Origin of the sequence: Duganella sp. Leaf126, from assembly GCF_001423125.1 — a bacterium.
GTDB lineage: Bacteria > Pseudomonadota > Gammaproteobacteria > Burkholderiales > Burkholderiaceae_D > Rugamonas.
Genome location: NZ_LMNW01000023.1, coordinates 235,508 through 260,455, shown reverse-complemented (window position 1 = coordinate 260,455; position 24,948 = coordinate 235,508). Strand labels below are relative to the sequence as shown.

The following is a 24,948-nucleotide window of genomic DNA, read 5'->3' as shown; positions in this document are numbered from 1 at the left end:
GAGCGCTACCGGTCCGATGCTAGTATAAGGCGACGGCTTGGCGCGCGCTATTAAGCGCCCGCACCGTTTTTTTGCACTTCGGAAATAACCTGGCGGTCGGCCGAAGCGTTTTCGGGGGCTGCTGGCGATGCAGCCGGTGTTGACGATGGCGGCAGCAGCTGGCGCAGGATGGCGTCGGCCACGCCGAATGCGCGGCGCCCGGCCATCTGGTCGGCCACCAGGTTGTCGGCCAGGTCCAGCATGTCCTGGTTGACCTTGTTGTTCATGGCGCTGTCCTCGTCGGCCAGCACGCGTACGCCCGAACGCATCTGGTGCAACATGTGGCCGATGAAGAAACTCTCGAACTTGACCGCGGCCTGGGTGGCCTTGGTACGGTAGCTGGCATCGACGGCATCGGCAGGACCGGCCGTGGCGCCGGCCGGCGCTGGCGTGGCAACGGGCGCGACCGGGATGTCCGGCAGCTTGCCGGGCGTGCCAGGAATCAGGCGCTTGGGATCGAATGCTGGGGGCAGGCTCATAGTGTTATCTCGCGCGGTCAGATCACAACCAGTTCGCCTTCGATGGCGCCGGCCTGGTCCAGTGCCTGCAGGATCGCCATGATATCGTCGGGCGAGGCGCCCAGGCTGTTGACGACGTCGATGATCGACTGCAGCTTGGCGCCGGCCGGCCAGTTGAACATCTGGCCCGAGCCCTGGTCCACGCTGACCTGCGACTGCGGCGAGGCCACCGTGGTGCCGCCGGCCAGCGCATTGGGCTGGCTGACCTTGGTGTTTTCGGAGATCACCACTTTCAGCGAACCGTGGGTGACGGCAGCGGCGCGCACGCGCAGGCCCTCGGCGATCACCACCGTGCCGGTGCGCGAGTTGAACACCACTTTCGGCGCGTCCTGGCCGACGTCGATCGCCAGCGCTTCGAGCTTGGCCATGAAGGCGATGCGCTGGGTCGGATTGGCTGGCGCCTGCACCTCGACCGAGGTGGCGTCGCTGGCGGTGGCGATGTCGCCGAACCGCTTGTTGATCGAATCGACGATGTTGATCGCGGTCTGGAAGTGCGGGTGGCGCAGCGACAGGCGCACGGTCGGGGTGCTGGCGAAATCGGTCGCGATGGCGCGCTCGATGTTGGCGCCGTTCGGGATCCGGCCCGAGGTCGGGGTGTTGACGGTCACCGACGAGCCGCTCTTGCCCTGGGCCGAGAAGCCGCCGACCACCACGTTGCCCTGCGCCAGCGCATACACTTCGTTGTCGGCCGCGCGCAGGGGCGTGAGCAGCAGGGCGCCGCCGCGCAGGCTTTTCGCGTCGCCCAGCGAGCTGACCACCACGTCGATGGCCTGACCCTTGCGGTAGCCGGGCGGCAGCACGGCCGAGACCATCACGGTGGCGACGTTCTTCGACTTGGCGTCGGTGCCGTCCGGCACCTTGACGCCGAACTGCTTGAGCATATTGATCACCGACTGGCTGGAAAACTTGACCTGGGTCGAGTCGCCGCTGCCGTTCAGGCCCACCACCAGGCCGTAGCCGACCAGCGGGTTGTCGCGGATACCTTCGACCGCCACCAGGTTGCGCAATACCTGCGCCGCCTGGGCGGGCAGGGTGGCAAAGGTCAGGCACAGGGCCAGCGGCAGGGCGATGAGACGGGACAGCTTGTTCATGATGTTTACCTGATTGGTTAAGGGCGTTTCAAACCGCTATGGCGAGGCGCAGCGACGAAGACAGTGCGCGTGCACGGCAAGGAGCTGGAACGACGCCATCGGCGGTTTGACACGTCCTCAGAAAGGCATGTAGGGGCCGTTGAAGAACCTTGAGAGCCAGCCCGCCGACTGGGTGTCGGCCAGCGTGCCCTGCGCCGAATAGGCGATGCGGGCGTTGGCGATGCGCAGCGACGAGACCTGGTTGTCGGCGTCGATGTCGGCGGCGCGCAGATAGCCGCGCAGGCGCACGAATTCTTCGCCCTGGTTCAGCGTCAGCGCTTTTTCACCGGAGACGCGCAGCAGCCCGTTCGGCAGCACCTCCTGCACCACCACGGTGATCGCGCCGGACAGGGTGTTCTGCTGGGTGCTGGTGGCGTCGCCCTTGAACGAGTTGTCGGCGCCCACGCCGATGCTCGCTTTCGGGAACACCTTGCCCAGCAGGCTGGGCGCGGCGACATTGTTCGACGAGTTCTTCGAATAGCTGGTGCCGGCGCGCTTGCTGGCCTGGGTGGTTTCCTGCAGCATCACGGTGACCACGTCGCCGACGCGGAAGGCGCGGCTGTCGGACGTCAGCGACATGCCCATGTCCGGGCTGTAGACGCCGCCGCCGGTCACGCGCGGCTGGGTCGAGCGCGCCAGCGGCGGCGGCTCGTCCATCGGACCCGGGCGCACCGCCGGCGGTTCCAGGCTGGCGCAGCCGGCGAGGGCGGCCATCACCAAAACGGGCAGGGCGGCTTTCATCAGCGTGCAGCCTGGGCCAGGTATTGCAGCATGTTGTCGGCGGCCGACAGCACCTTGGTGTTCATCTCGTAGGTGCGCTGGGCAGCGATCATGTCCACCATTTCCTCGACCACCTGCACGTTCGAGCCTTCCAGCGTGCCCTGCTTGATCTTGCCCCACTGGGCCGTGCCGGGCGCGCCTTCGGTCGGCGTGCCGCTCGAGGCGGTTTCGGCGTACAGGTTTTCACCGAGCGCCATCAGGCCGGTCGGGTTGATGAAGCTGGTGAGGGTCAGCTGGCCCAGCTGGCTCGGGGTGGCGGTGCCGGCGATCTTGGCCGACACGGTGCCGTCTTCGCCGATGGTCAGCGCGGTGGCATTGGCCGGCACGGTAATCTGCGGAATCAAGGGCAGGCCGTGGGCGTTGACCAGCACGCCGTTGGCGTCGATCTGCAGCTGGCCGGCGCGGGTGTACGCCGTTTCGCCGCTGGGCTGGCGCACCGACAGGAAGCCGTTGCCCATCACGGCGACGTCGAGTTCGCGGCCGGTGGTCTGCAGGCTGCCGTCGGTAAACACCTTCTGGGTGCCGACCATGTGCACGCCGTTACCGAGCTGCACGCCCGACGGCGCCAGCGTGTTGTTGTCGGCCACCTGCGCGCCCGGCTGCTGGCCGACCGTGTAAAACAGGTCTTCGAAGACCACGCGGTCGCGCTTGAAGCCGACCGTGTTGGCGTTGGCCAGGTTGTTGGCGATGGCCTGCAGTTTCTGGTCCTGCGCCTGCACGCCGGTCTTGCTGATCCACATTGCTGGATTCATGGTTACTCCCTAAATGATGTTCGGATCAGCCTAGCCGCTGATCAGGCGATTGCCGGTTTCGGCCATGGTGTCGGTGGCCTTGAATAATTTCATCTGCACTTCGAAGGTGCGGTTCAGCGTCATGGTGGCAACCATTTCCTCCACGGCCGAGACGTTGCTGCCTTCCAGGTGGCCCGAGCGCAGCACCACGGTCGGATCGGTGGCCAGCGGCACGCCGTCGCGCGCCACCAGCAGGCCCGCTTCGTTCTTGGTCAGCTCCGAGCCCTCCGCCTTCACCAGGCGCAGCTTGTCGATGGTCTGCATGGTGGTCGTGCCCGGATTGCGGATCGAGATGGTGCCGTCGGTGCCGATATCGATCTTGCTGTATTCAGGCACGGTGATCGGACCGCCTTCGCCCAGCACCACGTTGCCGTTGATGCGCAGCGTGCCGGTCTGGTCCAGTTCCATGGCGCCGGCGCGCGTGTACGCTTCGCCGGTCGGTCCTTCGACGGTCAGGAAGCCGGCGCCGGAAATGGCGACGTCGAGATCGCGGCCGGTGGCCTTGAGCGTGCCCTGGCGGGTCGATACCGAGTTGGCCTGCAGCTGCGACATGTGGCGGTCGTCGTAGCCATACCCCTGCACCTTTTGCGCCGTGGTCATTTCCATGTCGGCCCGGAAGCCCACGGTGTCGACGTTGGCCAGGTTGTTGGCGCGCACCTGCTGGCCCCGCAGGGCCCGCTCGGCGCCGCTCATGGCGGTGAAGATCAGTGCATCCATGCGCTACCTCAGATCGCCTGCATCAGCGACTGCAGCATGGTGCTCTCGGTCTGGATGACCTTCGAGTTGGCCTGGTAGTTGCGCTGCGACGTCATCAGGCCCACCAGTTCCGACGTGATGTCCACGTTCGACTGTTCCAGCGACGAGCTGTTGATGGTGCCGCCGATGCCGACGCCCGGCGCATTGACCAGCGCACTGCCCGAATCGACCGATTCGACCCAGCTGGTGCCCGAGACCGTGGTCAGCGCGCCTTCGTTGGCGAAGGTGGCCAGCGCCACGCGGCCGACCGTCTGTTTCTGGCCGTTGGTGTAGGTGGCGATCAGCGAACCGTCGCTGCCCAGCGACACGCTGGTGAAGGTGCCCGAGGCGTAGCCGTTGGCGCTGTTGGTCGAGGTGGTGGCCTCGCCGGCGTAGCCGGTGGTGCCGGCGTAGTCGATCGACACACTGCCCAGCTTGCCACCGCTGCTGGTGGTCACGTTGAGGGCGATGTCGGACACGGTGTCGGCTGCCACGCCGTTGACGCTGGCCAGCGCGCCGGTGCTGGTGTTGAAGGCCAGCTGCGTGGTCTGGCCGGAAACCAGCGCGCCGTCGAGCACGTAGTTCACGTTGACCAGGTTGGGGTTGCTGGTGTCGCGCACGAAGTACTGGGTCAGCGTGTGCTTGCCGCCCAGCGTGTCGTAGGCCACGGTGGCCTTCGACATATTGAACGTCGACGGGTCGGGCGGCGCGGCCGGCGTGATGGGCGGGGTATTGAACGTGCCTTGCGGCACGGCCCAGTCGGCCGACATATTGCCGACGTAATTCATCTTGGTCGAGGCCACCGACGGGATCGCGCCGGTCGGGATCGGCACGTCGCCGAGTGCGCCCTGGGTGCCGGTGGCGGTGTTGACCGGGTAGCCCTGCACGCGGCGGCCCTGGGCGTCGATCAGGAAGCCGTCTTTCGAGGCGTCGAAAATGCCGACCCGGGTGTACTCGGTCTGGCCCGAGCTGGCGTCGCGGGTGATGAAGAAACCGCTGCCGTTGATCGCGGCGTCGAGCGTGCGGCCCGTGTTGAGCACGCTGCCCGGCTTGCTGATGTTCTGGGTGGTCGAACCGATCATCACGCCGGTCTGGGAGCTGCCGGCCACCAGCGACGAAAAGTTGGCGCGCTGCGCCTTGTAACCGTAGGTGCCCGCGTTGGCGATGTTCTGGCTGGTGCTGTTCAGGGATTCGTTGATGGCCTGGATGCCAGACAATGCGATATCAAAACTCATGATGGAGATCCTTGGTAAGAAGTTATTGAATGGCGGTAGCAGACTTGCCGTTGAACGCGGTGATGGCAGCGGGATCGACTTCGCCCAGGTTGGCGACATTGAGCACCACGCCGCCGGTCGGCGACAGGCGCACGCTGTTCAGGCGGCCCTGGATGTCGATCGCCGGCACTTCCTTGCTGCTGGTGGTGACTGCCATGGTGTAAGTACCGGCTGGCAGACCCAGCTTGCCGGGATCGATGGTGAACGGGACATTGCCCGGCGCTACCGTGCCGAGCTTCATGGTGTAGGTGCTGCCATCGTCGCCGGTCAGCACCAGGTCGGTGGCGGCGCTGCTGGCTTCGAGCGTGATCTGGCCCTGGATCGGGGCGCTGCCGTCGATGCGCACCTGGCGCGCCTGCGCCATCACGTCCGATCCGACCTGCGCGCCCAGCGACAGCACCTGCATGCTCTGCAGCACGCTGGAGTTGGCGCTGGTCAGGCTCGAGAGCTTCTGCAGCGCTTCGGTCTGGGACAGCTGGGTCAGCTGTTGAACGAACTGGGCCGGGTCGGATGGCGACAGCGGATCCTGGTTCTGGATCTGCGCCACCAGCAGTTTGGTGAACATGTCCGACGCCTGGCTGGCCGAATTGGGAGTGACGCCGTTGCTGGCTGCGGTGCCGGACGTGGCCGCGCCGCTGTTGAGGAGACTGACTGCCATGACTTAACTTTCACCAAGTTTAAGGAGGGATTGCTGCATCGTGCGCACGCGGCCGAGCACTTCGACATTGGTTTCGAAGGCGCGCGACGCCGACATCATGTCGGCCATCTCGGCCACTTCGTTGACGTTAGGGTAGAACACCATGCCGTCGCCGTTGGCCATCGGGTGACCGGGCTCGTACACCTTGCGCAGCGGTTCGGCCGATTCCACCACGTCGAGCACCTGCACCATGCCGCCGGTGGTCATGCCGTCGCCATTCTGGCCCATTACGGTGGAGAACACCGGCTTGCGGGCGCGGTAGGTGTCGCCTTCGGTACCGGCGACGGCATCGGCGTTGGCCAGGTTGGAGGCGATGGTATTCAAGCGCACGCTTTGCGCTGCCATGGCCGAGCCGGCAATCTGGGAAATATCTTTGAACGACATGTCGTTTCCTGTAAAAGTGAAACTTACTGACCGGCGATGGCCTTGGCCAGGCCACGCAGCTTCATGTTGACGAAGGTCAGGCTGGTCTGGAAATCGGCGGCATTTTGCGAGAAGGCGGCCTGTTCGACGCCAAGTTCGACGGTATTGCCGTCGCGGGTCGGGTGGAATGGCACCCGGTACAGGTTGGCCGCCTCGTCGTCACTGCCGAGTTCGCTGCCCGGCTCGCCGGCGCCCTGGGCCTGCAGATCGGCCAGGGCCGCGCCGAAGTCCATGTCGCGCGCCTGGAAGCCCGGGGTGTTTTCGTTGGCCAGGTTGGCGGCCAGGATGCGCGTGCGCTCGGCGCGCAGCTGCAGCGCATCGGCGTGGACGCCGGTCACTTGGTTGAAACTGATGCCCATATGTGCTCCTTGCGGTATCGGATGGTAACGACTGCTAACGACGGGAAATGCTGTGGCCTTGATAAGCTGTGTGGTCAAATGTGAAATATGGGTGCACCGGTGCGCCAGTTTTTTGCCGGGCCCGGCACCGTATTCCTTATGACAATCTTGCTCGGCATGTAGAATATCGGTCTTCCGCCAGAGCGACTTTCGCTTGCATCATAGTAGAGGTATTGCCCATGTTCAACAAAACCATTGTAACTGGTTTGAGCCGAATGTTGCTAACGGGAAGCATGTTTTTTAACACTTTCGCGCACGCGGCACCGGTCCCGGCAGACAAAGTCCCTCTGCTGGTGGCCGATGCGGCCCGCGAATATGTGTTGCGCTGGGCCGACAGTCGTGGCCTGGCCGAACCCGAATTTGACATTGACGTCGTCCGCGGCAGCCGTCCGCTCGCCGCTTGCAGCCGTGAAGTCACGGTGGAGGCGGCCGATACCCGCCAGCCGTCGCGCATGCGGTTTACCGCGATCTGCGCCGGGGATGGCGCGCGCGGCGGCGGCTGGCGCTACGAGTTCGTGGTGCGCGCCAAGGTGTCGGCCCGCATCGTGATCGCCGCCAACGAGATCGGCGCCGGCAAGATCATCGCCGACGAAGACCTGTTGCTCGAGCGCCACGACATCTCGGCCGTCGCCGACAGCGTCTCCAACCCGCAGGACGTGGTGGGCATGAGCGCCCGCCGCACCGTGCGCGTGGGCGAGGTGCTGCGCACGGGCGCGCTGACGGCGCCGGTGCTGGTCAAACGTGGCGACCTGGTCACCATTGTCGCCACCCGCGACCAGGTCACGGTCAGCATGGCGGGCGAGGCGATGGACGCCGGCGCCAAGGGCAGCCAGGTGCGCGTGCGCAATGCCAGCGGCAACATCATCCGCACCCGCGTCACGGGGCCGGGCGAAGTACAGCCGGCCGACATGGCGCCAGCCAGACAATAAACGCACCGAACCAGGGAAACCTTCATCGCGGCGCCGCCGGCAGCGCTTATTCTGCAGCGCGGGCGCGCTGCAGCTGGGTCGCCAGGCGCGCCAGCTTGTCGGCGTAGCCGGGATCGGTGGCGTAGCCGCCGCGCGCCAGGCCGTTGGCGAACGCGCGGGCGTCGCTGCCGGTGTTGAGCGCGCCCTGGTAGCGCGGATTGCTCGACAGCAGGTCGGCATAGTCGCGGAAGGCGCTGTCGGCGTCCGGGTAGCTGCGGAAGCGCTCGGTCTTCTTGAGCATGGCGCCGTGTTCGAATTCGGTGGTGGTGGCGCTGGCGACGTCGCCCTGCCAGCCGCCGCCGGCCTTGATGCCGAACAGGTTGTTGGTGTCCACGCCACCGTTGCGCAGCGGTAGCCGGCCCCAGCCGGATTCGAGCGCCGCGTGGGCGGCCACCAGCTCCGGTGCAACGCCGAGCTTGCCGGCCGCGACGCTGGCTGACGGCATGATGGAGGAGATAAACTGTTGCCGGGCTTCGCTGTCGGGACCGACGTCGTCGATGGCGCCGCCGACCTGGCGCGCCTTGAGCGCCGCCAGCTGCAGCGCCTGGGCCGAGGCGGGCGCCGCCGATCCGGTGGCAGCACTGCCAAAGCCGCCGTCGCCGCGACTGATGTAGCCGCTCACCTCGTTTTGTACCTGCTGAAACGTGCGCGAGAATGCGCCGGTCGAGACCGCGCTGCCGAAGCCGGCCGTGGGCCGGGTGGCGCCGATATTGGCGCTGGTGGCCGCGGTTGCCGAGGTTGCTGCAGTCGCCGGCGTAAAAGTTGTGGAATTAGATAGGCTCATAAATGTGGTCTTCGCCATGCAGCACGCGCTGCATGATGCCATGCTGTTCGACCAGCAGATCGGCATTACGTTTCGATAAACGTTTGCATTCGATCACCTGCGCTTCGAGCGCGCGCCAGTCCGCCTCCATTTTCTCGCGTGCCGATGGTTTGAGCAAGGCAAATGCCTGCGACATGGTCGCTTGCGGGCCATTTAGCTGTTGCGCTAGTGCAACGCGCTGCAGGCGGCGGGCGTCGGCCTGCGCGACCAGCGCCGTGATGTGCTCCGCGATCGCGGCCAGGCGCGGCCCCTGGTGGCGCAGCGCGGCGTCGAACTGTTCTTCCAGCAAGGCCGTCAGCGCCGCGTACGCCTGCCTGTCGTCGGCGACACCGGCCAGCAGCGCGCGCATGGCGTCCTGGCGCGAAGCGGGCTGCTGTGTCACTTTTCTACCCCGTGGAAACGCTGGATCAGCCCGGCCAGCTTGGCCGGATCGAACGGCAGTTCGCCTTTCGCCAGCGCATCGCGCAGCATGTCCACTTTTTCCTGGTCGATCTCGGGCATGTCGCGCATTGCCTGCAGCGCCGGCTGCATCACGGCCGACTGCAGCGGCGCTGCCGTGGCGCTGGCCGAAGGCGCTGCCGGCGCTTCGGCGCCATCCACCGGCGCCGTCTCGGCAGTACGCTGGACGGCCATGCCGTCCGGGGACGAGGTTGTGATTCTCATACGGGTGCCTCTGGTTGGCTTGGTTTGCATGGCTTTATTCTAGCGTCAGTTGTTGCGTCCGAGCGTGTCGCGCAGTTTTTGCAGCAGGCCGGGATCGGGCAGGGCGGTATGGATCTGCTCGGTCAGCGGCACCGTGTGGTCCGGCATGCCGAACATGGCAGCGATGGTCTTGGCCTGGGTGGTGGTCAGGATCAGCAGTTCGATGCGGCGGTTGACGCCGGCGTCGGCGCGCTTGACGTCGAGCGGCGCGCGGTCGGCCATGCCCACCACCTGCAGCACCGATTGCGGGTTCATGCTGCCGGCCAGCAGCTGGGCGCGGGCCGACATGGCGCGGTTGGCCGACAGCGTCCAGTTCGAGAACGCTGCATAGCTGGTGTCCGCGTACTGCAGCGAATCGGTGTGGCCGACGATCAGCATCTGGTTTTCCATCTTCGCAAACAGCGGACCCATCTTGCGCAGCAGCGCGCGGAACTTGTCGGTCGGCACGGCGCTGCCGCGCACGAACATGCCCTGGCGGTCGGTATCGTGCAGCATCACGCGCAAGCCGTACGGCGTCACCAGCGCTTCCAGGTTCGAGGTCAGGCCGAAGTCGGCGCTCATCTTGGTCAGCGCTTTCGACAGCGCCTGCAGGTCGTCCGGGCTGTCGTACTTGACCTTGGCGTCGGTGGCGGCTGCCGACGGTTCGCCCTGGGCCAGCTTTTCACCGGGCGTGTCGGTGCTGCCCGTGTGCGGCATCGGGAAGCGGTCGATCAGGCTGCCGCGCGGGCCGCCGACCTGCTCGGGCATCACGCCCTTGCCCTGGTCGGTCTTGGCGCCGTCGGACTCGGTCATCACCTGTTCCAGCGCCTCGGTGTTGCGGGCCGCGATCAGCCACAGCACCAGGAACAGGCACATCAGCGCCAGGCAGAAGTCCGCGAACGCGACTTTCCAGGCGCCGCCGTGATCGTCGTGCTTGTGCTTGCCGCCACCGCGCTTGACGATGGTCTGGTCATGGCCCTTGTCATGCGGCTTTAGCACCACGACCTCCCCGGCGGCTGTCATCGGCCGGCTCGCTGTCGCGGCCTTCCAGATCGTTGATCCAGCGCTCGAGCTGGGCAAAGCTCGGCTTGATATTCAGCGGCACCAGGCGGCGGCCCGAGTCGATCGCCAGCAGCGGCGGCTTGCCGGCCACGTGGGTGACCAGCACCACCTTGACGGTTTCCTTGTTCGACGCTTCCTGGTTGACCAGCTGCTTCATCATGTTGCACAGCGGGTCGATCAGGCCGTAGCACAGGAAGATGCCGATGAAGGTGCCGACCATGGCGGCGCCCACGTGCTCGGCGATCTCGCCCGAGGTCGCGCCCTGGCTGACCGTGCTCATGGTGATCACGATGCCGAGCACGGCGGCCAGAATGCCGAAACCGGGCATCGCCTCGCCGATCTTGCCCAGCGATTTGGCCGGCTGTTCGAGCTCGGTGTGCAGCGCCTCCAGTTCCTGGTCCAGCACGCCTTCGAGTTCGTGCGCGTTGATCTTGCCCATGGCCATCAGGCGGAAGTTATCGACGATAAAGGCCAGCAGTTTCGGCTCGTCGAGCACGCGCGGGTAGCGCTGGAACAGCGGGCTGTCTTTGGGCGCTTCGACGTGGGCGTCGAGCGCTTTCAGGCCGCCGGCGGCCAGCTGCAGCAGCTCGTACATCAGCAGCAGCAACTGGCGCTGGAATTCCGAGTCGTACTTCTTGCGCGTCATGATCTTCTTGATCTGCGTGCCCAGTTCCTTGAGAACGTGGGTCGGGTTGCCGAGCACCAGCGCGCCGAGGCCGGCGCCGCCGATCACCACCAGCTCCAGCGGGTGCCAGATCTGGTGGAAGGTGCCGCCCATCAGGGCAAAGCCGCCGAAGACGCTGGCTAAAACGATGAGTATGCCTACTAGTTGCTGCATGATGAGTCGCCTTTCCGCGTCATTTTCTTGATACGTCGCCGTGACACAGCCGTCACGCGGCTTGCAGCACGGCCTTCATTTTGTTCAGGGCCGCCTTGTTGAGCTGGCAAACGCGGGCGTCGGTGAGGTCCAGCACGGCGGCGATTTCCTTGTAGCTCAGTTCGAATTCGTAATACATCTGCACGACCCGCTGCTCGCGCTCGTCGAGACTGCGCAGCGCCTGTTCCAGGCTGCGCCGCACCATCAGCTGCTCTTCCGGGCCCGGCGTGCTGTCCTGGCCGACCGACTCCTGCAGCACTTCGTCGAAACTGGCGATCAGCTCGGCGTTTTCGTCGAGCTGGTAGGCCTGCAGCTGGTCGGTCGTCAAGCCGAGCCCGGTCATGATTTCCTGGTCGCTCGGTTCGCGGCCCAGCTTGCGCGTCAGCGCGCGCACGCCATCGCGCAGCTTGTGGCTTTGCTGGCGCACCGCGCGCGGGCGCCAGTCCTGGCGCCGCAGTTCGTCGAGGATGGCGCCGCGGATGCGCAGGCTGGCGTAGCTGCCGAAAGTCTCGTCCGGCGTGCCGTAGCGGCGCAGCGCTTCGAGCAGGCCCATCAGCCCGATCTGCTCCATGTCGTCGCGGTCGATCGCGCCCGCCACCTGCGAGTTGAGCTGGCGCACGATGCGCTTGACCAGCGGCGCATACGCCACCAGGTATTTCTGCTCGTCGGCCGGACTGTGCACGGCGACCGCGCCATCGCCATCGCCGTAACCCTCCGCATACGCATTGCCGAACTGCTCTACATAGGCCATGCCCGCTCCACTGTTGACCATGCTTGCCGCGGCTTACTCAATGATGAGTTTGCCGATCATGACTTCGGAAAACGGCTTCTCGATGCCATCGTGTTCGTATGCTGCGTCGAAGGCCTTGTTCAGCTCGGCGGCGAACTGGTCGATGGTCATGGTCTGGGCAGTGGCCATCGGCAGGTTCGACAGGGTGCGCACGGCAACGCTGCGCAACATCGGCAAATGCTCCTTGGCCTGGCCGGCCGACTTTTCATCGGTGGTGATCACCAGGTCGGCCGACATGTAGTGGGTGCTGGTGTCGCCGGGCTGGCGCTTGAGCATGATGATGACCTTGTCCACCGTCAGGTACTTCGGCGGGCCTTCCTTCTTCTTCTCTTCCTTCTTGGCCGGCTTCTTGCCCGCCTTGTCATCGGCTTCCTGCGCGTGCTCGGCGCCCTTGGACAGGTACCAGAATGCACCGCCGGCCACGGCCGCACCGACCACTACCACCAGCGCGATCGCGACGATTATTTTCTTGTTCATCTACACATTACTCCTGGTCGTTCATGGCGAAAGTCGGGCCGGCGTGGTCCTGGTACAGCGCGCGGTTCGGGCTGCGCGCGCTTTCCTGCTCGCGGCGCTCCTGTTCCTGTTGCTGCTGGCGACCGCCGTCGGCCTGCGCCTGGGCAAACGACTGCGCCTGGGGCTGGGCCGACTGGCGCACGCCGGTGACCGTGACCGCGACGTCGCTGAACTGGCGGCCCGACAGGTCCTGGCGCACGGTGTCGCCGATGGCGTTGAGCTGGCGCAGCACTTCGCTGTTGCTGGCCGCCAGGTTGACTTGCAGTGCCCCGGCGCTCTGGCGGATCGAAATCTCGATGCTGCCCATGTTCGGCGGATCGAGGCGGATTAGGGCCTGGTTGTTATTGCGCTGCAAATTCAGTTGCAGGCGATCGCCGAGCGCTTCGCGCAGCGGCTGCTGCCACTGTTCCGGCGCACCGGTCAGGCTGAGCGTGCCGGCGCCGGCGGTGCCGGCGTTGCCTGGCGCGGCCAGCGCGGTGGCCGCAGTCGGCTGCGCACCGGCAGCGGCCAGCGTGGCAGCGAACTTGCCGCTGCCCTGGCCGTCTTCCCGGCCGGGCGCGGAACCGCTGGCGCCGTTGGCGGTGGCTGCGGTCACGACGGGCGCTGCTGCAGCGGCACGGTCGGCGCCGGCAGCGATGGCGCGCGCTGTGGCGTCCGCTGCCGCCGGCAGCGGGGTGGCGCCCGCATCGCCGGCAGCGGTGGCAGCTGTGGCAGCAGCGCTGGCGGCGAGCGCCTGTTGTTGCGGCAGGGCGGCGGCGTTGGCGGCCAGCGCCGGATTGAATGCCATGGCCGGTGCAGCTGGGGCGGAGCCGGCAGCAACGGCGGTGGCCAGGCCGCTCGCCGTCGCTGCGGCCCGCTGCGCCAGCTGGCCGGCGCCCTGCAGCGCAGCAGTACCGGCCGCTGGCGCCGTGACGGCAATCGTGGCCGCCTGCAGATTGAAGGTGGTTGCCGAGGCGGACAGGGCGGCGCCGGCGCTACGGCCGGCAACGGTGTCCACCGCGGCAGCGCCGGACGTGGTGCTGCCTGCCGTGTCGTCAGCGCCATCGGCAGCGCTGGCTGCATCCGGCGCAGCAGCGGCGGCGGTCGAAGGCGCGAACAACGGCGCCAGGGCGGCCATGGCCTGGCTGCCGGTCAGGATCGGCAGCACGGTGGCCGGATCTGCCGGCGTGGCGCCGGCAGCGGTGGCATCGGCCTGGTGGCCGTCGTCGGTATCGGCGCGCTCGCCATCGGTGGCGTCGGCCCGGCCTGCCGCGCCCATCATGCGCGAAAACGAGGGGGCGGCGCTGTTCGCTGCGGCAGCCGCTGTCGCTGTGGTCGCAGTCGTTGCCGTGGCTGCCGTGCCTGCGGCGTTGGGCGTGCCGGCGCGGCTGCCGGCACTGCCGACCGGCAGGTCGGTGCTGGTGGCCGCACTAATACTGCCGGCACCGGCTGCAATGCCGCCGGCGCCGCCGCTGCCGCCTGTGCGGACCGGGCTGTTGATGATCATGTTCATACGGTATATCCACTTTCTGCCAGCTCGCTGTCGAGTGCGTAAGCGAGCAAGCCTTCTTTATGTGCCTGCAGTGCGCTGAGCTTGCGGCCGAGTTCGGCTGTTGCAAGGCCGCAGCGGCGGGCGGCTTCCTGGTGTATCTGGTACAGGGCGGAGAGCGCGGCCTTTTCGGCGGCGTCCCACGGCCCTTGGGCGGCCATCTGCGGCAGGGTCGATGCCAGCAGCGTGTCGAGCGAGGCCAGCATCGGCCAGTCTTCCGCGCTGACGGCGGCATGCATTTTCTGTGTCAGCGACAGCAGCGTGCGTTGTCTATCCACCATGGGCCTTGGCCTGGACGCCGAGCCAGCCTTTCTTGATGGTAGTCAGCAGGGCGACGACTTCATCGATCACCAGCGGATCGAGGTTGATGCCTGCCGTATACAGGCGGCTGGCGCAGTATTCGTACAGGCGGCCGAGGTTCTTGACGACCTCGCCGCCGTGGTCGTAGTCGAGCGAGCTCGACAGGCCGTTGATGATGTCGGTGCACTTGTTCAGGCTGATTGCCTTGAGCTCGTAGCGCTTGCCGACGATGTGGCCGCGTGCGCGCGCCAGCTCTTCGAGCAGGCCGTCGGTCAATACCAGCACCAGTTCGACCGGCGAGGCGCGGGCGACCTGCGCGTCGAGGTTGGTGGCGTGGTAACTGCTGTAAGCTTCGTGGTTCAACATGGTGTTCACCGTACTGGATGGAAGGCGGTGTTGGCCGCCCGGGATGGTTGCGCTGATGGTGCCTGCGATGCCGGTTAATTCTGCTACCGTTTAGTTCTTGCTACTCGAGAACAACTCCGTAAACAGGTTGGAGGTGTTGGTCATCGACGACTGCAGCTGCTGCAGGCTCGTGAATTGCGTCAGGTAGCGGCGGTAGGCGCTGTCGAACTGGCTCTGCAGCGCTGCCTGGCGGTCGGCCAGCTGACCCTGCAGCTTGGTGCTGGCGGTCTTGCGGGCGGCGATCACGCCTTTCGACAGGTCGGTCCAGTTGTCGATCACCTTGTTCATCGTGCCCAGCACGCCGCTGTCGTTCAGGCCCAGCGTCGAGGCGCTGCCGAACAGCTTGTCCAGCCCGCCCGGGTTGGCGGCGACCGCCTTGGTCAGGCGGCTCGTATCGAGCGACAGCGTGCCGTCGCGGTTGCCGGTGATGCCGTAGCCGACCAGCGACTGGCCGCCGGTGGCCGCGCGCAGTGCCGTGCTCAGCTGGTCGCGCAGGGCCTTGACGGCGGTGTCGCTGCTCAGCACGCCGGGCGTGACGCCGTTGGCCGCATTGCCGGCGATGGTCAGCGCCTTGACGGCGTTAAACAGGGTGTTGTACGCGGTAACGAAGGACTGCACGTTGGCCGTGGTGGTGGCGCTGTCGGCACCCACCTTGAGCGTGACCGGTGCGTCGCTGGCGCCCTGCGCCTGGTTGACGGTGAAGCTGACATCGTCGATGACGTTGAAGGTATTGCTGGCCTGCTCGATCCGCGTACCCGTGGTTTTCGGACCGGACCAGACCACGGCATTGTTGGCTGCCGTCAGCACGGTCTGGTTCGACAGGTCGGCGCTGAGGTCGGCGTCGGTGGCGCCCGAGAGGGCGATGCTGTCCACCCCGGCTTCCTTGCCGGTGGCGGTGGAGGTCAGCACCAGGCGGGTGGCGCCGTTGACCGTGATGGTGGACGCGGTCAGCTTGCCGGCATTGTTGGACGAGCCATTGATGGCGGCGGCGATTTCCTTGGGCGTCAGTTCACCGTTGTTGTCGGTGTTGGCGGTGGACAGATCGACCTGGATCACCGAGTTGTCGCCGAGCGTGATGTTCAGTTTGCCATTATTGGGCGACAGGCCATTGCGGATGCCGTACGACACCTGGCCGGCCGTGGCCACCTGCTCGACGTAGAAGGAATAGCTGCTGGCAGTCGCCTTCGGTCCGGCCGTGCCGGTGGCGATGGCGGTATTGCTGAAGCTGGCGCCGAGCGAGCTGATGGTCTTGCTGGTGCCGGTCAGCGCGGTGATCGCGTTCTGGAATGCCGACAGGGCGTTGCCGAGCGTGTTCATCGCCGCCGTGTTCGCCTTGTCCTTGGCCAGCTGCGCGTCCAGCATCGCTTGCGGCGCCTTGATGGACGCGTTGGCCAGGTTGGTGGCGGTGGTTTGCGGGTCGTAAGTCGGGCTGGTGATGGTGGCCATTTTGTTGCTCCTGGAAACTATAAGTGAGTGTACCCTGTTACAAGGCGACCTAAGGCGTTTCCCTATGAAAAGTTTTTTAACTATTTTTCGAGTGTTGCGCGGACGTCGCACCCGTGTCACATTTGCCGGCGCCGGACGCCAGCGTCATCGACCGCTTACTTTTGTCCGCGCCACCACGATTGCGTTGCCAGTTCGTCATGCTGCTTGCGTTCTTTCGCATGTTGCTGCTTTTGTACCGCCCGGTGCTGCTTGTCGAGCACCTTGCCCAGCACCTCGCGCCGCGCCCAGGCCGCGTTGAGCGCCTGTTGCGACACTGCCATGTCGGCCTCGTGCAGGTGCAGGTCCACCCGGTGGTTGTCCGCCATCGCCATGACAGCCTGCTTGTAGTCGCCGCAATTGCCGGCCAGGGCAGGGTGCAGGTTGCCGCTGGCGCCGGTGTTCACGTACAGCCCGGTCAGGCGTTCGAGGTTTTTCTGATAGCGGTCGCGCACGCTGGCCTTTTCGGCCATCTCGGTCTGCAGGCGCTCGACCTCGGTGTTGCGCAGCGCCACCAGGGTGGTCAGGTTGCGGAGGTTGTGCTGGCTCATAAGATGGTTCCCTTCTCAGCAGGTTTCACTTCATCAGCAGTTCGAGCTGGTCGATGCACGGCGCGTACGGCGCTTCTTCCTTGGTGCCCTGGCACAGGAACTGTTCGACGCGCGGGTGCAGCATCACGGCCTTGTCGGTGACCGGGTCGGCGCCCGGCACGTAGGCGCCCAGCGGTATCAGGTCGCGCACGCGCTCGTGGCGCGACATGCTGGACTTGAGCGCGCGCGCCGCCTGCATGTGGGCCGGCGTGATCACCTGGGCCATGCAGCGGCTGATCGACTGGCCGATGTCGATCGCCGGGTAATGGCCGCGCTCGGCCAGTTCGCGCGTCAGCACGATGTGGCCGTCCAGGATCGCGCGCGCCGTGTCCACCACCGGGTCCTGCTGGTCGTCGCCCTCGGCCAGCACGGTGTAGATGGCGCTCATGCTGCCGACCGGGTTCTCGCCGTTGCCGGCCGACTCCACCAGCTGGGGCAGGGCCGAGAACACCGACGGCGGATAGCCCTTGGTGGCCGGCGGTTCGCCCAGCGCCAGCGCCACCTCGCGCAGCGCCATCGCGTAGCGGGTCAGCGAATCGACCAGCAGCAGCACGTTCTTGCCCTGGTCGCGGTAGTGGGCGGCGATCGAATGGCACAGCTCGGTCGCCATGATGCGCATCAGCGGGCTCTCGTCGGCCGGCGCGATCACCAGCACCGACTTCTGCAGGCCGTCCTTGCCCAGCGACAGTTCGACAAACTCGCGCACCTCGCGCGAGCGTTCGCCGATCAGGCCCACCACCACCACGTCGGCCACGGTCTGCCGCGTCATCAGGCCCAGCAGCACCGATTTGCCGACGCCGGAACCGGCCATCAGGCCGACCCGCTGGCCACGGCCCAGCGTCAGCATGGCATTGATCGCGCGCACGCCGACATCGAGCGGCTCGGACACCGGCTTCTTTTTCAGCGGATTGATGCGCGGCGGCTGCGCTTCGAGCGGAAAATCGCCGCTCAGCTTGCCCAGGCCGTCGAGCGGCTCGCCGAGGCCATTGACCATGCGGCCGAGCCAGCCGGCGCCGATCTGCAGGTTGACCTTGTCCGGCGACGGCAGCACGCGCGCGCCGGTGGTCAGGCCGATCGCCTTCTTGAACGGCATCAGGTACGACACCTTGTCGCGGAACCCGACCACCTGGGCGTCGAGCCAGTCGCCGCTGACGGTTTCGATCTGGCACCGCTGGCCCGTGTGCAGGGGACAGCCGACCGCCTCGAGCAGCAAGCCGGACGCGCCCACCAGGCGACCCGTGGGGGTGGCCATGGGAACGCTGCCCAGCTCGAGATTGCGCAAGGCGTCGGCGATCACGGTTCGCTCTCCTCGTCGTCATTGCCGCCGTCGGCCGCCAGCAACTGGCTGTCGACCTGTTCCATCACGGCGGTCAGGCGCTGGTGGCAGCCGGCATCGACTTCGTTGTCGCCGGCCTTGATCCGGCATTCGCCCACTTCCAGGCGGGCGTCGGCAATCAGGTTCCATTTCTTGGCGCGCTTGGGATCGAGCTCGCTGATGCGTTTCAGTTCTTCGGGATTGAGGAACACGTCGATCTCTTCGCGCGTGGGCGGCATCGAGGCCAGGGTTTCCTCGACCAGCGACATCAGCTGCACCGGCTGCAGCGCCAGTTCGGCGCGGATCACCTGGCGCGCCACCTTGGCCACCAGGTCCACCACTTCCTTGCGCTGGGCGGCGCGGTAGTCGGCGCGCAGCTTTTTGAGGCTTTTCAGCATGGCGTCCACCGGGCGCGCCATCTGGTCGTAGGCCACCAGGGTTTCGTGGCGGCCTTCTTCGCGGCCCTGCTGCTGGCCGGCGTTGCGGCCGGCCTCGTAGCCGTCTTCCTGGCCGCGCGCCAGGCCGATCTCGTAACCGTCGCGCTGGCCCTGTTCGAACCCTTCGCTGACCGAGGCGGCCCACTGGGCGGCGCCGTCCGTGCCGCCATGGCCGCCGGCGTTGGCGCGCTGCTGCGCCATGCTGGTGAACTGGGCCAGCGGCGGGAAGCGGTAGGTACGGAACTGCTTCATTCCACCACCTGTTCTGCAAACAGCTGGATTTCCACTTCGCCGCTGTCAGCCAGCGCCTTGACGGTGTTCATGATTTCCTGGCGCGTCTGCTCGATGCGCGACATCGGCATCGGGCCGGCGCGCCGCATCATGTCTTCGAACGCCTGCGCCTGGCGTTTCGGCATGGTCTTGAGGATGGCATCGCGGATCGACACTTCCGCGCCCTTGAGCGCAATCGCCCACTGCTCGAGCGGCACTTCCTCGATGATGCGGGTGAGGGCGTTCTCGGACTGGTTGGACAGGATCAGGAAGTCGTACATCGACAGCTCGATCTTCGACACCACGTCCGGGTCGTGCGCGCGCAGCAGCTCGACCATCTGCGCGCGGTTGCCCGGCAGGCGGTTGAGGATCTCGGCGGTCTGGCGGATGCCTTCGACGCTGGTGCTCTGCGAATCGAACGAGCTCAGGCAGCGAACCACCAGCTCGTCCAGTTCCTGCAGCAGGTCGCGGTCGATCTCGTCGAGGCGCGCCAGGTTCAGCAGCACCAGGTCGCGGCCCTCCTGCGGCAGCGCGTCGATGATCTGGCCGGCCAGGGCCGGCGGCAGGAAGGCCAGGAACACGGCCTGCATCTGCACGTGTTCGTTGGAAATGTACTCGGCCAGCCACTTGGGCGAGGCCCATTGCAGGCGCGCCATTTTCGGACGCAGCTCGTCGCCGTAGATGTTGTTGAGGACGGTGTTTGCGAGATCGGAGCCGAGCGCCAGGTCGAGCGAGCGCTTGAGGTAGCTGCGCGAGGCGCCATGCACGCCCGACTGCTGGCGGTAGTCGTCGAAAAAGGTCTGCATCGCGGTCTTGACCGATTCCACCTTGATGCCGCTCATGCGCGACATCACCTGGGTGACTTCGATCAGTTCTTCGCGCGACAGGCAGCGCAGCACGGCGGCGGCCGGTTCTTCGCCTATGCTCAGCAGCACGATGGCCGCCTGCTCGACCGGCGTCAGCTTGGCCGAGGCACCGAATTCGCCGTCGTCGTTATCCTGGTAATTATTGAGTTCGGCCATTTTTCTGCATCCATTGTTTGACGACTTCCGCCACGCGTTCCGGTTCCTTCTCGGCCAGCACCTTGAGGTGATCGACCATCACATCCACTGCCGAGCCCGGAGGCGGCAGGTCGTAGTTTTCCAGCAGCGGCACCATGGTGGCCGGGCCGGACGCACCCGGCAGCACCGGCAAGCCGTCGGCGCCCAGTGCCGGTGCGGCTGCTGGCGAACCCGGCAATGCAGCAGCGGAGTTGCCGGCAGCATCCTTCGCCTCGCGCGCGGCCGCCACGGCGGCCGCTTCGGCCGCGCGCCGCTCGCTGGCCGTCTGCTGGCGCTGCGCCAGGTCCTTGGCGTCGGGAGCGAAGCGCATCGTGACCAGGCGCATCAGCGGGCGCAGGATCAGCAGGTAGCCGAGCAGGAAGCCGGCGCCGTAGATCAGGTAGGAGCTGATATCGACCACGTTGTCGCGCTCCTGCCACCACGGCACCACGGCCGCCTTGGGCGGGAAGGTCATGGCGGACACCACCAGCTGGTCGCCGCGTTCGGCGTTGATGCCGAGGCCGTTGCGCAGCAGCTTGTCGATGTTGGCGATCTCGGCAGCGGTCCAGCCGGAGGCCGGCGTCGGTGCGGCCGCCTGCGCCAGCACCACGGCCACGCTCAGTTTTTCCAGGCTGCCACGGCTGCGCTTGGTCTGGATGATGCTGCGGTCGTAAGCGTACTGGCGCGTGGTGGCATTCTTGCGCGCCGTGCCGTCGTTGCCGTTGGCCGGATCGGTGGCCGGCTTGGCGGCATCGGCCGGGTTCGGGTTGGCCGGCGGCGGACGGTTCGACAGCGTGCCCGGCACGCCCATCACCATGCGGTTGCGATCCTGCTCTTCGCGCATCGCTTCGCTGGTTACTTTCGGATCGGCGCCGTATTTCTCGACCGTTTCCTCGACCTTGTCATTGTTGACGGTGGCAGCCACCGACAGGCGGAAGTTGTCATCGCCGATGACCGGGCCCAGCAGGCCCTTGATGTTCTGCTTGACCTCGTCCTGGTAGCGCTTGGCCGCCTCCGTGCCGCCGGCGCCGCCGTCGAAGCCTTCCGACAGATCGACGTGCGACGACAGCAGGTTGCCGGCCTGGTCCACCAGGCTGACGCGGCCCGGCGCCAGGCTGGCGACGCTGCCCGACACCATGTTGATGACGGCGGCAATCGCTTCCGGCGACAGCGTGCGGCCCGGCTTGAGCGCCACCACCACCGATGCCGACGACTTGTCGCCGTCGGACGACACGAACGAGCTCGACTTGGCAATCGACAGGTGCACGCGCGCATGGGCGATCGCGTCCAGCGTCATGATCGATTGCGCCAGCTCGCCCTCGAGGCCGCGGCGAAAGCGCACGTCCTGCACGAACTGCGACACGCCCAGCGGATCGTTCTTGTCCATCAGTTCCAGGCCGGCCGGCAGCTGCGCGGTCACGCCCTTGGCGGCCAGCAGCATGCGCACCTTGCCCAGCATGTCGGACGGCACCAGCACCTGGCCGCTCTCGGGGTGGACGCGGTACGGAATGCGTTCGGCTTCCAGCACGCTCATCATGTCGGAAGCCGAGACTTTTTCGCGGGCGCCGAAGACCGGCTTGTAACCGGACTGGTCTTTCCACAGCAGCATCAGTACCAGCGCCGTCACGCCGATGGCCAGCAGCAGCAGCGGATACAGGTTCTTGAGCAGGTTGGGGGGCACGGACATGCCTGCCGGGCCGGTGCGCCAGCGGTCGAAGGCGGTCTTGAAGGTGTTGATCACGGGGGAACTTTCGCGGACGGTGACAGCGGACGATTACAGCGGCAACTTGATGAGCTCGTCGAGGCCGCCCATCACTTTGTTGCGTACTTGCATCAGCATGGAGAAGGAAAGGCTCGCTTCCTGGCTGGCCAGCATGGCGCCGACCAGGTCATCGCTTTTGCCGGACTCGACGTCGGCCATTTTCTGGCTGGCCGCGACATCGCCGTCGTTGACCTTGCCGACCGAGTCCTGCATGGCCTGGGCGAACGAAAAACCGTGCTGCGGTGCCGACGCATCGAACTGGCTGGCGGCCGAGATCGCCGTGTTCGACAGCGCCTGCGCGGCGTTGGTCAGGGTGGCCAGGTCGGCCTGGATCAGACTTGCGATGCCGATACCATTACTCATTGCTACCTCCAGTTACCATAGTCAGTACTACGGTGTTGATGTCTCTAACATAGCCAGATCGCCGGCGGGCGGCAAGCGCAGCGAGCGCCTGGCGCCTCGGTGTTTCTTTCGTACTACACATCCGGATTGCATGTCACAGTGTTGTCAGAATTGCGCGGCGCCCGGGGCGGGTCTGGGACGACCCGGACCGGTCTCGCGGCGCTCAGGCGCCGGCTGACGAAGTGGGAAAAATCGGAAAAATTTCACGTTTGACCGTCGCGGGTCGGGGCGACGTAGCGCAGCGTGCAGCACTTGCCTGCCATGTTTTCTCTGAGCAAATATCGTTATAAATCATTTACTAAGCGCATGATGGAAAGGTTTGTTGCGTTGCAGCGAACTCTGACGAATACCGGGGCCAGCTTACCGGCTGGCAATACTCCTGTAAAGGTTTATTTGCCTTGCGTAAACATCGCGCGACACTCCCGGTGACACAATTCAAATCGAATATTGTTCAATGGAAATAATGTGAATTATCGGGTATGCTGTCGCTACCGGAACCATCCGACTTTCAGTTATGCTGTTCCATTGAGTAAATGGTGCAGTGATTTTCCGGCCCAGCCCGATACGACAATGACGAAACACACCGCGCAACACCAAGTCCTGGACCCCTCGCTGCTGGGGCGTCCCGTGCATTTGCTGCCGAACTTTGCGGCCCAGTTGCGCGACGACCTGATGCAGTCGATGCGGCTCAATACGCACCGGCGCTACTGGGGCGGCTTCCAGGTCGCAGACGTGCAGTTCAGCCGCATCGATGGCACCACGCCGACGTCCCGCTGGCTCAGCTTTGCCGCGCCGGCAGGGCAGATCGCGTTTTCGCTCGAGCGCAAGGTGTTGCTAAGCGTACTCAACTATCGATATGGAAGCGGCGCCAAGAGCGATGCCGCGCCGGCGGTGGACGAGGCCAGCGTCCGCGTGACCGCCACCGAGGAACGACTCGCTGTGGTATTGGGGCAACAGTTGGCGGGCACGCTGGCCGGCCGCATCGAGGCCAATCTGCCAGAAGCCAACCTGCCGTCGGGCGCCAGGGCGTCGGCCGATGACGCTGCCGGCGCCGCCGTCGAAGATTACAGTTTCAAGCCCAGCACCGGCGCCCAGCCGGCCAGGGGCGCCTGGGTGATCGTGGTCACGCTGGCCGGCGCGAACGCGGATGCGGCCGCAGCCGCAGGCACGGGCGGGCGCTTCTGGTTCGCGCTCGACAAGCAGCTGATGGCCGCCGTGCTGCGCGGCCTGCTGCGCGACCGCGACGGCGCCAAGCAGCGCAAGCCCGAGGGACCGCTGGCCCAGCGGCTGCAGCTGGGACTGACCGGCCGCCTGGCCAGCAAGGAAGTGATGCTGGGCAGCCTGTACGATCTGCAAGTGGGCGACATCATCCCGATCAGTTTGCACCGGGCCGATGTGCTGCTCGAAGACTCGCGCCTGTTTACGGCTGCCGTGACCGAACACAAGGGCAAGCTCTGCCTAACCTCTTTTGAAGATGTCGAATAAACGATGAACACGAACGTAGCCAACCCCAACGACGCCTTGCTGGAAGACCTGTCCGACGAAATGATCATCGAGCAGGTGGGCGGCGAGCTGACCGACACGCCGGTGGCCGTGGCGCCGCGCCGCGACCTGCCGGCCATGATGCGCAAGATCCCGGTCACGCTGACGCTCGAGGTGGGCTCGGCGCGCATCTCGCTGCAGGAACTGATGGCGATCGGCCCGGACAGCGTGGTCGAGCTCGACGTGCTGGCCGGCGAACCGCTGGTCATCAAGGTCAACGGCACCGCCATCGGCCGCGCCGAGGTGGTGGTGGCCGGCGAGAACTACGGCCTTAAGGTGCTCGACCTCGACGGCCTGAACCTGGACCTGATGACTCCATGACGGTAGTCAAGTTCAAGGCCGGCGCACTGCTGGCCGGCGCCGCCGTGGCGGTCGCGCTGGCGGCGCTGCCGGGCGCTGCCCACGCGGTGGACCTGCTGGGCAACGTGGTGCCGGGCGCCAAGACCGAATTGACGGTCAAGATGCAGATCCTGATCGTCATGACCTTGCTGGGCCTGCTCCCGGTAATGGTCATGATGATGACCAGCTTTACCCGCTTCGTGATCGTGCTGTCGCTGCTGCGCCAGGCGCTGGGCCTGCAGCAGGGCTTGCCCAACCGGGTGATCACCGGCGTGGCCCTGATCCTGACCCTGCTGGTGATGCGCCCGATCGGCGACCAGATCTGGAACCAGGCCTTCGTGCCGTACGACCAGGACAAGATCGGCCTCGAGACCGCCTTGCAGATCGCCCAGCAGCCGGTATCGCGCTTCATGCTGGCGCAAACCAGCAAGGCCGCGCTCAAGCAGATCGCCCACCTGGCCGGCGAAGACAACGTGACCGACCCGACCAAGCACGCATTCACCGTCAAGCTGGCGGCGTTCGTGCTGTCGGAACTGAAGACCGCGTTCCAGATCGGCTGTATGCTGTTCATCCCGTTCCTGGTGATCGACCTGGTGGTCGCGTCGGTGCTGATGGCGATGGGCATGATGATGCTGTCGCCGCTGGTCATTTCGCTGCCGTTCAAGCTGCTGCTGTTCGTGCTGGTCGATGGCTGGACGCTGACCGTCAACACGCTGGTCACCAGCATCCAGGCGTATTGACGGGGAGGCCGAGCATGCTGACGCCTGAAATCGCTGTCGACCTGGTGGCCGAATCGCTGCACATGGTGATGCTGCTGGTGGTCATGCTGGTAGTGCCGGGCCTGATCGTGGGCTTGCTGGTGGCGCTGTTCCAGGCTGCCACCCAGATCAACGAACAGACGCTGAGTTTCCTGCCGAAGCTGCTGGTGACGCTGCTGGCCGTGATCCTGATGGGGCGCTGGATGTCGGGCTACCTGATGGATTACTGCGTATCGATCTTTACCCGCGCCGCCACCCTGGTCGGTTGACAGCCCG

At 65.9% G+C, this 24,948-nt stretch carries 31 protein-coding genes; 5 read left to right on the top strand and 26 right to left on the bottom strand.

Annotated features, from left to right (window positions below; all coding sequences use genetic code 11):
- Positions 1 to 50: 50 nt before the first annotated feature.
- From ASF61_RS12390 to flgB, 9 genes are all read right to left on the bottom strand, one after another.
- Complete coding sequence (locus tag ASF61_RS12390) at positions 51 to 518, bottom strand: rod-binding protein (protein WP_082491568.1); 468 nt, start codon at positions 516 to 518, stop codon at positions 51 to 53.
- A 17-nt stretch (positions 519 to 535) separates the two neighbouring features.
- The gene (locus tag ASF61_RS12385; protein WP_056156170.1) at positions 536 to 1,648 is read right to left on the bottom strand and encodes a flagellar basal body P-ring protein FlgI; all 1,113 of its coding nucleotides are present in this window, start codon (positions 1,646 to 1,648) and stop codon (positions 536 to 538) included.
- Between the two features lie 117 nt (positions 1,649 to 1,765).
- The gene (gene flgH, locus ASF61_RS12380) at positions 1,766 to 2,428 is read right to left on the bottom strand and encodes a flagellar basal body L-ring protein FlgH (protein ID WP_056156167.1); all 663 of its coding nucleotides are present in this window, start codon (positions 2,426 to 2,428) and stop codon (positions 1,766 to 1,768) included.
- Positions 2,428 to 3,219, bottom strand: a complete 792-nt coding sequence (flgG, locus tag ASF61_RS12375; RefSeq protein ID WP_200919856.1) for a flagellar basal-body rod protein FlgG — start codon at positions 3,217 to 3,219, stop codon at positions 2,428 to 2,430. The genes flgH and flgG overlap by 1 nt, the downstream gene beginning before the upstream one ends.
- A gap of 30 nt (positions 3,220 to 3,249) precedes the next feature.
- Entirely contained in the window at positions 3,250 to 3,975 is a 726-nt protein-coding gene (locus tag ASF61_RS12370; RefSeq protein WP_056156160.1) for a flagellar basal body rod protein FlgF, read from the bottom strand.
- Between the two features lie 8 nt (positions 3,976 to 3,983).
- Positions 3,984 to 5,228 carry a flagellar hook protein FlgE gene (locus ASF61_RS12365; protein ID WP_056156157.1) on the bottom strand — a complete coding sequence of 415 codons (1,245 nt, stop codon included), beginning with the start codon at positions 5,226 to 5,228 and terminating at the stop codon, positions 3,984 to 3,986.
- Between the two features lie 22 nt (positions 5,229 to 5,250).
- Entirely contained in the window at positions 5,251 to 5,925 is a 675-nt protein-coding gene (locus ASF61_RS12360; RefSeq protein ID WP_056156156.1) for a flagellar hook capping FlgD N-terminal domain-containing protein, read from the bottom strand.
- A 3-nt stretch (positions 5,926 to 5,928) separates the two neighbouring features.
- Positions 5,929 to 6,348 carry a flagellar basal body rod protein FlgC gene (gene flgC / locus ASF61_RS12355; protein ID WP_056156155.1) on the bottom strand — a complete coding sequence of 140 codons (420 nt, stop codon included), beginning with the start codon at positions 6,346 to 6,348 and terminating at the stop codon, positions 5,929 to 5,931.
- Positions 6,349 to 6,371: 23 nt separating this feature from the next.
- The gene (gene flgB / locus ASF61_RS12350; protein WP_056156154.1) at positions 6,372 to 6,746 is read right to left on the bottom strand and encodes a flagellar basal body rod protein FlgB; all 375 of its coding nucleotides are present in this window, start codon (positions 6,744 to 6,746) and stop codon (positions 6,372 to 6,374) included.
- A gap of 272 nt (positions 6,747 to 7,018) precedes the next feature.
- Here flgB and flgA point away from each other — a divergent pair, with 272 nt between their 5' ends.
- Positions 7,019 to 7,714, top strand: a complete 696-nt coding sequence (gene flgA / locus ASF61_RS12345; RefSeq protein WP_056156153.1) for a flagellar basal body P-ring formation chaperone FlgA — start codon at positions 7,019 to 7,021, stop codon at positions 7,712 to 7,714.
- Between the two features lie 46 nt (positions 7,715 to 7,760).
- Here flgA and ASF61_RS12340 read toward each other — a convergent pair whose 3' ends face one another.
- From ASF61_RS12340 to ASF61_RS12260, 17 genes are all read right to left on the bottom strand, one after another.
- The gene (locus ASF61_RS12340; RefSeq protein WP_156369579.1) at positions 7,761 to 8,537 is read right to left on the bottom strand and encodes a glycoside hydrolase family 73 protein; all 777 of its coding nucleotides are present in this window, start codon (positions 8,535 to 8,537) and stop codon (positions 7,761 to 7,763) included.
- A complete protein-coding gene (flgN, locus tag ASF61_RS12335) occupies positions 8,524 to 8,958 on the bottom strand; it encodes a flagellar export chaperone FlgN (protein WP_229205824.1) in 435 nt (144 codons plus the stop codon). The genes ASF61_RS12340 and flgN overlap by 14 nt, the downstream gene beginning before the upstream one ends.
- On the bottom strand, positions 8,955 to 9,239 hold the full coding sequence (flgM, locus tag ASF61_RS12330; protein ID WP_056156144.1) for a flagellar biosynthesis anti-sigma factor FlgM: 285 nt from the start codon (positions 9,237 to 9,239) through the stop codon (positions 8,955 to 8,957). The genes flgN and flgM overlap by 4 nt, the downstream gene beginning before the upstream one ends.
- A 45-nt stretch (positions 9,240 to 9,284) precedes the next feature.
- Positions 9,285 to 10,256: a flagellar motor protein MotB gene (locus ASF61_RS12325; RefSeq protein WP_229205823.1), complete on the bottom strand. Its 972-nt coding sequence runs from the start codon at positions 10,254 to 10,256 to the stop codon at positions 9,285 to 9,287.
- A complete protein-coding gene (gene motA, locus ASF61_RS12320) occupies positions 10,240 to 11,157 on the bottom strand; it encodes a flagellar motor stator protein MotA (protein WP_056156137.1) in 918 nt (305 codons plus the stop codon). Before motA ends, ASF61_RS12325 begins: the two co-directional genes overlap by 17 nt.
- 52 nt (positions 11,158 to 11,209) lie before the next feature.
- Positions 11,210 to 11,947 carry a FliA/WhiG family RNA polymerase sigma factor gene (locus tag ASF61_RS12315; RefSeq protein WP_056156134.1) on the bottom strand — a complete coding sequence of 246 codons (738 nt, stop codon included), beginning with the start codon at positions 11,945 to 11,947 and terminating at the stop codon, positions 11,210 to 11,212.
- Positions 11,948 to 11,980: 33 nt separating this feature from the next.
- Positions 11,981 to 12,463, bottom strand: a complete 483-nt coding sequence (locus ASF61_RS12310; protein ID WP_056156131.1) for a flagellar basal body-associated FliL family protein — start codon at positions 12,461 to 12,463, stop codon at positions 11,981 to 11,983.
- Positions 12,464 to 12,470: 7 nt separating this feature from the next.
- Positions 12,471 to 13,994, bottom strand: a complete 1,524-nt coding sequence (locus tag ASF61_RS12305; RefSeq protein WP_056156129.1) for a flagellar hook-length control protein FliK — start codon at positions 13,992 to 13,994, stop codon at positions 12,471 to 12,473.
- Positions 13,991 to 14,311, bottom strand: a complete 321-nt coding sequence (locus tag ASF61_RS12300; protein ID WP_056156127.1) for a hypothetical protein — start codon at positions 14,309 to 14,311, stop codon at positions 13,991 to 13,993. The genes ASF61_RS12305 and ASF61_RS12300 overlap by 4 nt, the downstream gene beginning before the upstream one ends.
- Positions 14,301 to 14,696 (bottom strand): flagellar export chaperone FliS, encoded by a 396-nt coding sequence (gene fliS / locus ASF61_RS12295; RefSeq protein WP_056156125.1) that lies wholly within the window; start codon positions 14,694 to 14,696, stop codon positions 14,301 to 14,303. Before fliS ends, ASF61_RS12300 begins: the two co-directional genes overlap by 11 nt.
- Before the next feature lie 90 nt (positions 14,697 to 14,786).
- A complete protein-coding gene (gene fliD, locus ASF61_RS12290; protein ID WP_056156122.1) occupies positions 14,787 to 16,181 on the bottom strand; it encodes a flagellar filament capping protein FliD in 1,395 nt (464 codons plus the stop codon).
- 155 nt (positions 16,182 to 16,336) lie between these two features.
- On the bottom strand, positions 16,337 to 16,768 hold the full coding sequence (fliJ, locus tag ASF61_RS12285) for a flagellar export protein FliJ (protein ID WP_056156119.1): 432 nt from the start codon (positions 16,766 to 16,768) through the stop codon (positions 16,337 to 16,339).
- 25 nt (positions 16,769 to 16,793) lie between these two features.
- The gene (fliI, locus tag ASF61_RS12280) at positions 16,794 to 18,104 is read right to left on the bottom strand and encodes a flagellar protein export ATPase FliI (protein WP_056156115.1); all 1,311 of its coding nucleotides are present in this window, start codon (positions 18,102 to 18,104) and stop codon (positions 16,794 to 16,796) included.
- On the bottom strand, positions 18,101 to 18,811 hold the full coding sequence (fliH, locus tag ASF61_RS12275; RefSeq protein ID WP_056156111.1) for a flagellar assembly protein FliH: 711 nt from the start codon (positions 18,809 to 18,811) through the stop codon (positions 18,101 to 18,103). The genes fliI and fliH overlap by 4 nt, the downstream gene beginning before the upstream one ends.
- The gene (locus ASF61_RS12270; protein WP_056156107.1) at positions 18,808 to 19,851 is read right to left on the bottom strand and encodes a flagellar motor switch protein FliG; all 1,044 of its coding nucleotides are present in this window, start codon (positions 19,849 to 19,851) and stop codon (positions 18,808 to 18,810) included. The genes fliH and ASF61_RS12270 overlap by 4 nt, the downstream gene beginning before the upstream one ends.
- Positions 19,835 to 21,610, bottom strand: coding sequence for a flagellar basal-body MS-ring/collar protein FliF (gene fliF / locus ASF61_RS12265; protein ID WP_200919855.1), 1,776 nt, complete (start codon positions 21,608 to 21,610; stop codon positions 19,835 to 19,837). Before fliF ends, ASF61_RS12270 begins: the two co-directional genes overlap by 17 nt.
- A 33-nt stretch (positions 21,611 to 21,643) precedes the next feature.
- On the bottom strand, positions 21,644 to 21,994 hold the full coding sequence (locus ASF61_RS12260) for a flagellar hook-basal body complex protein FliE (RefSeq protein ID WP_056156104.1): 351 nt from the start codon (positions 21,992 to 21,994) through the stop codon (positions 21,644 to 21,646).
- A gap of 609 nt (positions 21,995 to 22,603) precedes the next feature.
- Here ASF61_RS12260 and ASF61_RS12255 point away from each other — a divergent pair.
- From ASF61_RS12255 to fliQ, 4 genes are read left to right on the top strand one after another with little or no spacing between them, the layout of a single operon-like run.
- Entirely contained in the window at positions 22,604 to 23,518 is a 915-nt protein-coding gene (locus ASF61_RS12255) for a FliM/FliN family flagellar motor switch protein (protein WP_229205822.1), read from the top strand.
- Positions 23,519 to 23,521: 3 nt separating this feature from the next.
- Entirely contained in the window at positions 23,522 to 23,896 is a 375-nt protein-coding gene (locus ASF61_RS12250) for a FliM/FliN family flagellar motor switch protein (protein WP_056156100.1), read from the top strand.
- Positions 23,893 to 24,654, top strand: a complete 762-nt coding sequence (gene fliP, locus ASF61_RS12245; RefSeq protein WP_056156095.1) for a flagellar type III secretion system pore protein FliP — start codon at positions 23,893 to 23,895, stop codon at positions 24,652 to 24,654. The genes ASF61_RS12250 and fliP overlap by 4 nt, the downstream gene beginning before the upstream one ends.
- A gap of 14 nt (positions 24,655 to 24,668) precedes the next feature.
- A complete protein-coding gene (gene fliQ, locus ASF61_RS12240; protein ID WP_056147858.1) occupies positions 24,669 to 24,941 on the top strand; it encodes a flagellar biosynthesis protein FliQ in 273 nt (90 codons plus the stop codon).
- Positions 24,942 to 24,948: the final 7 nt, after the last annotated feature.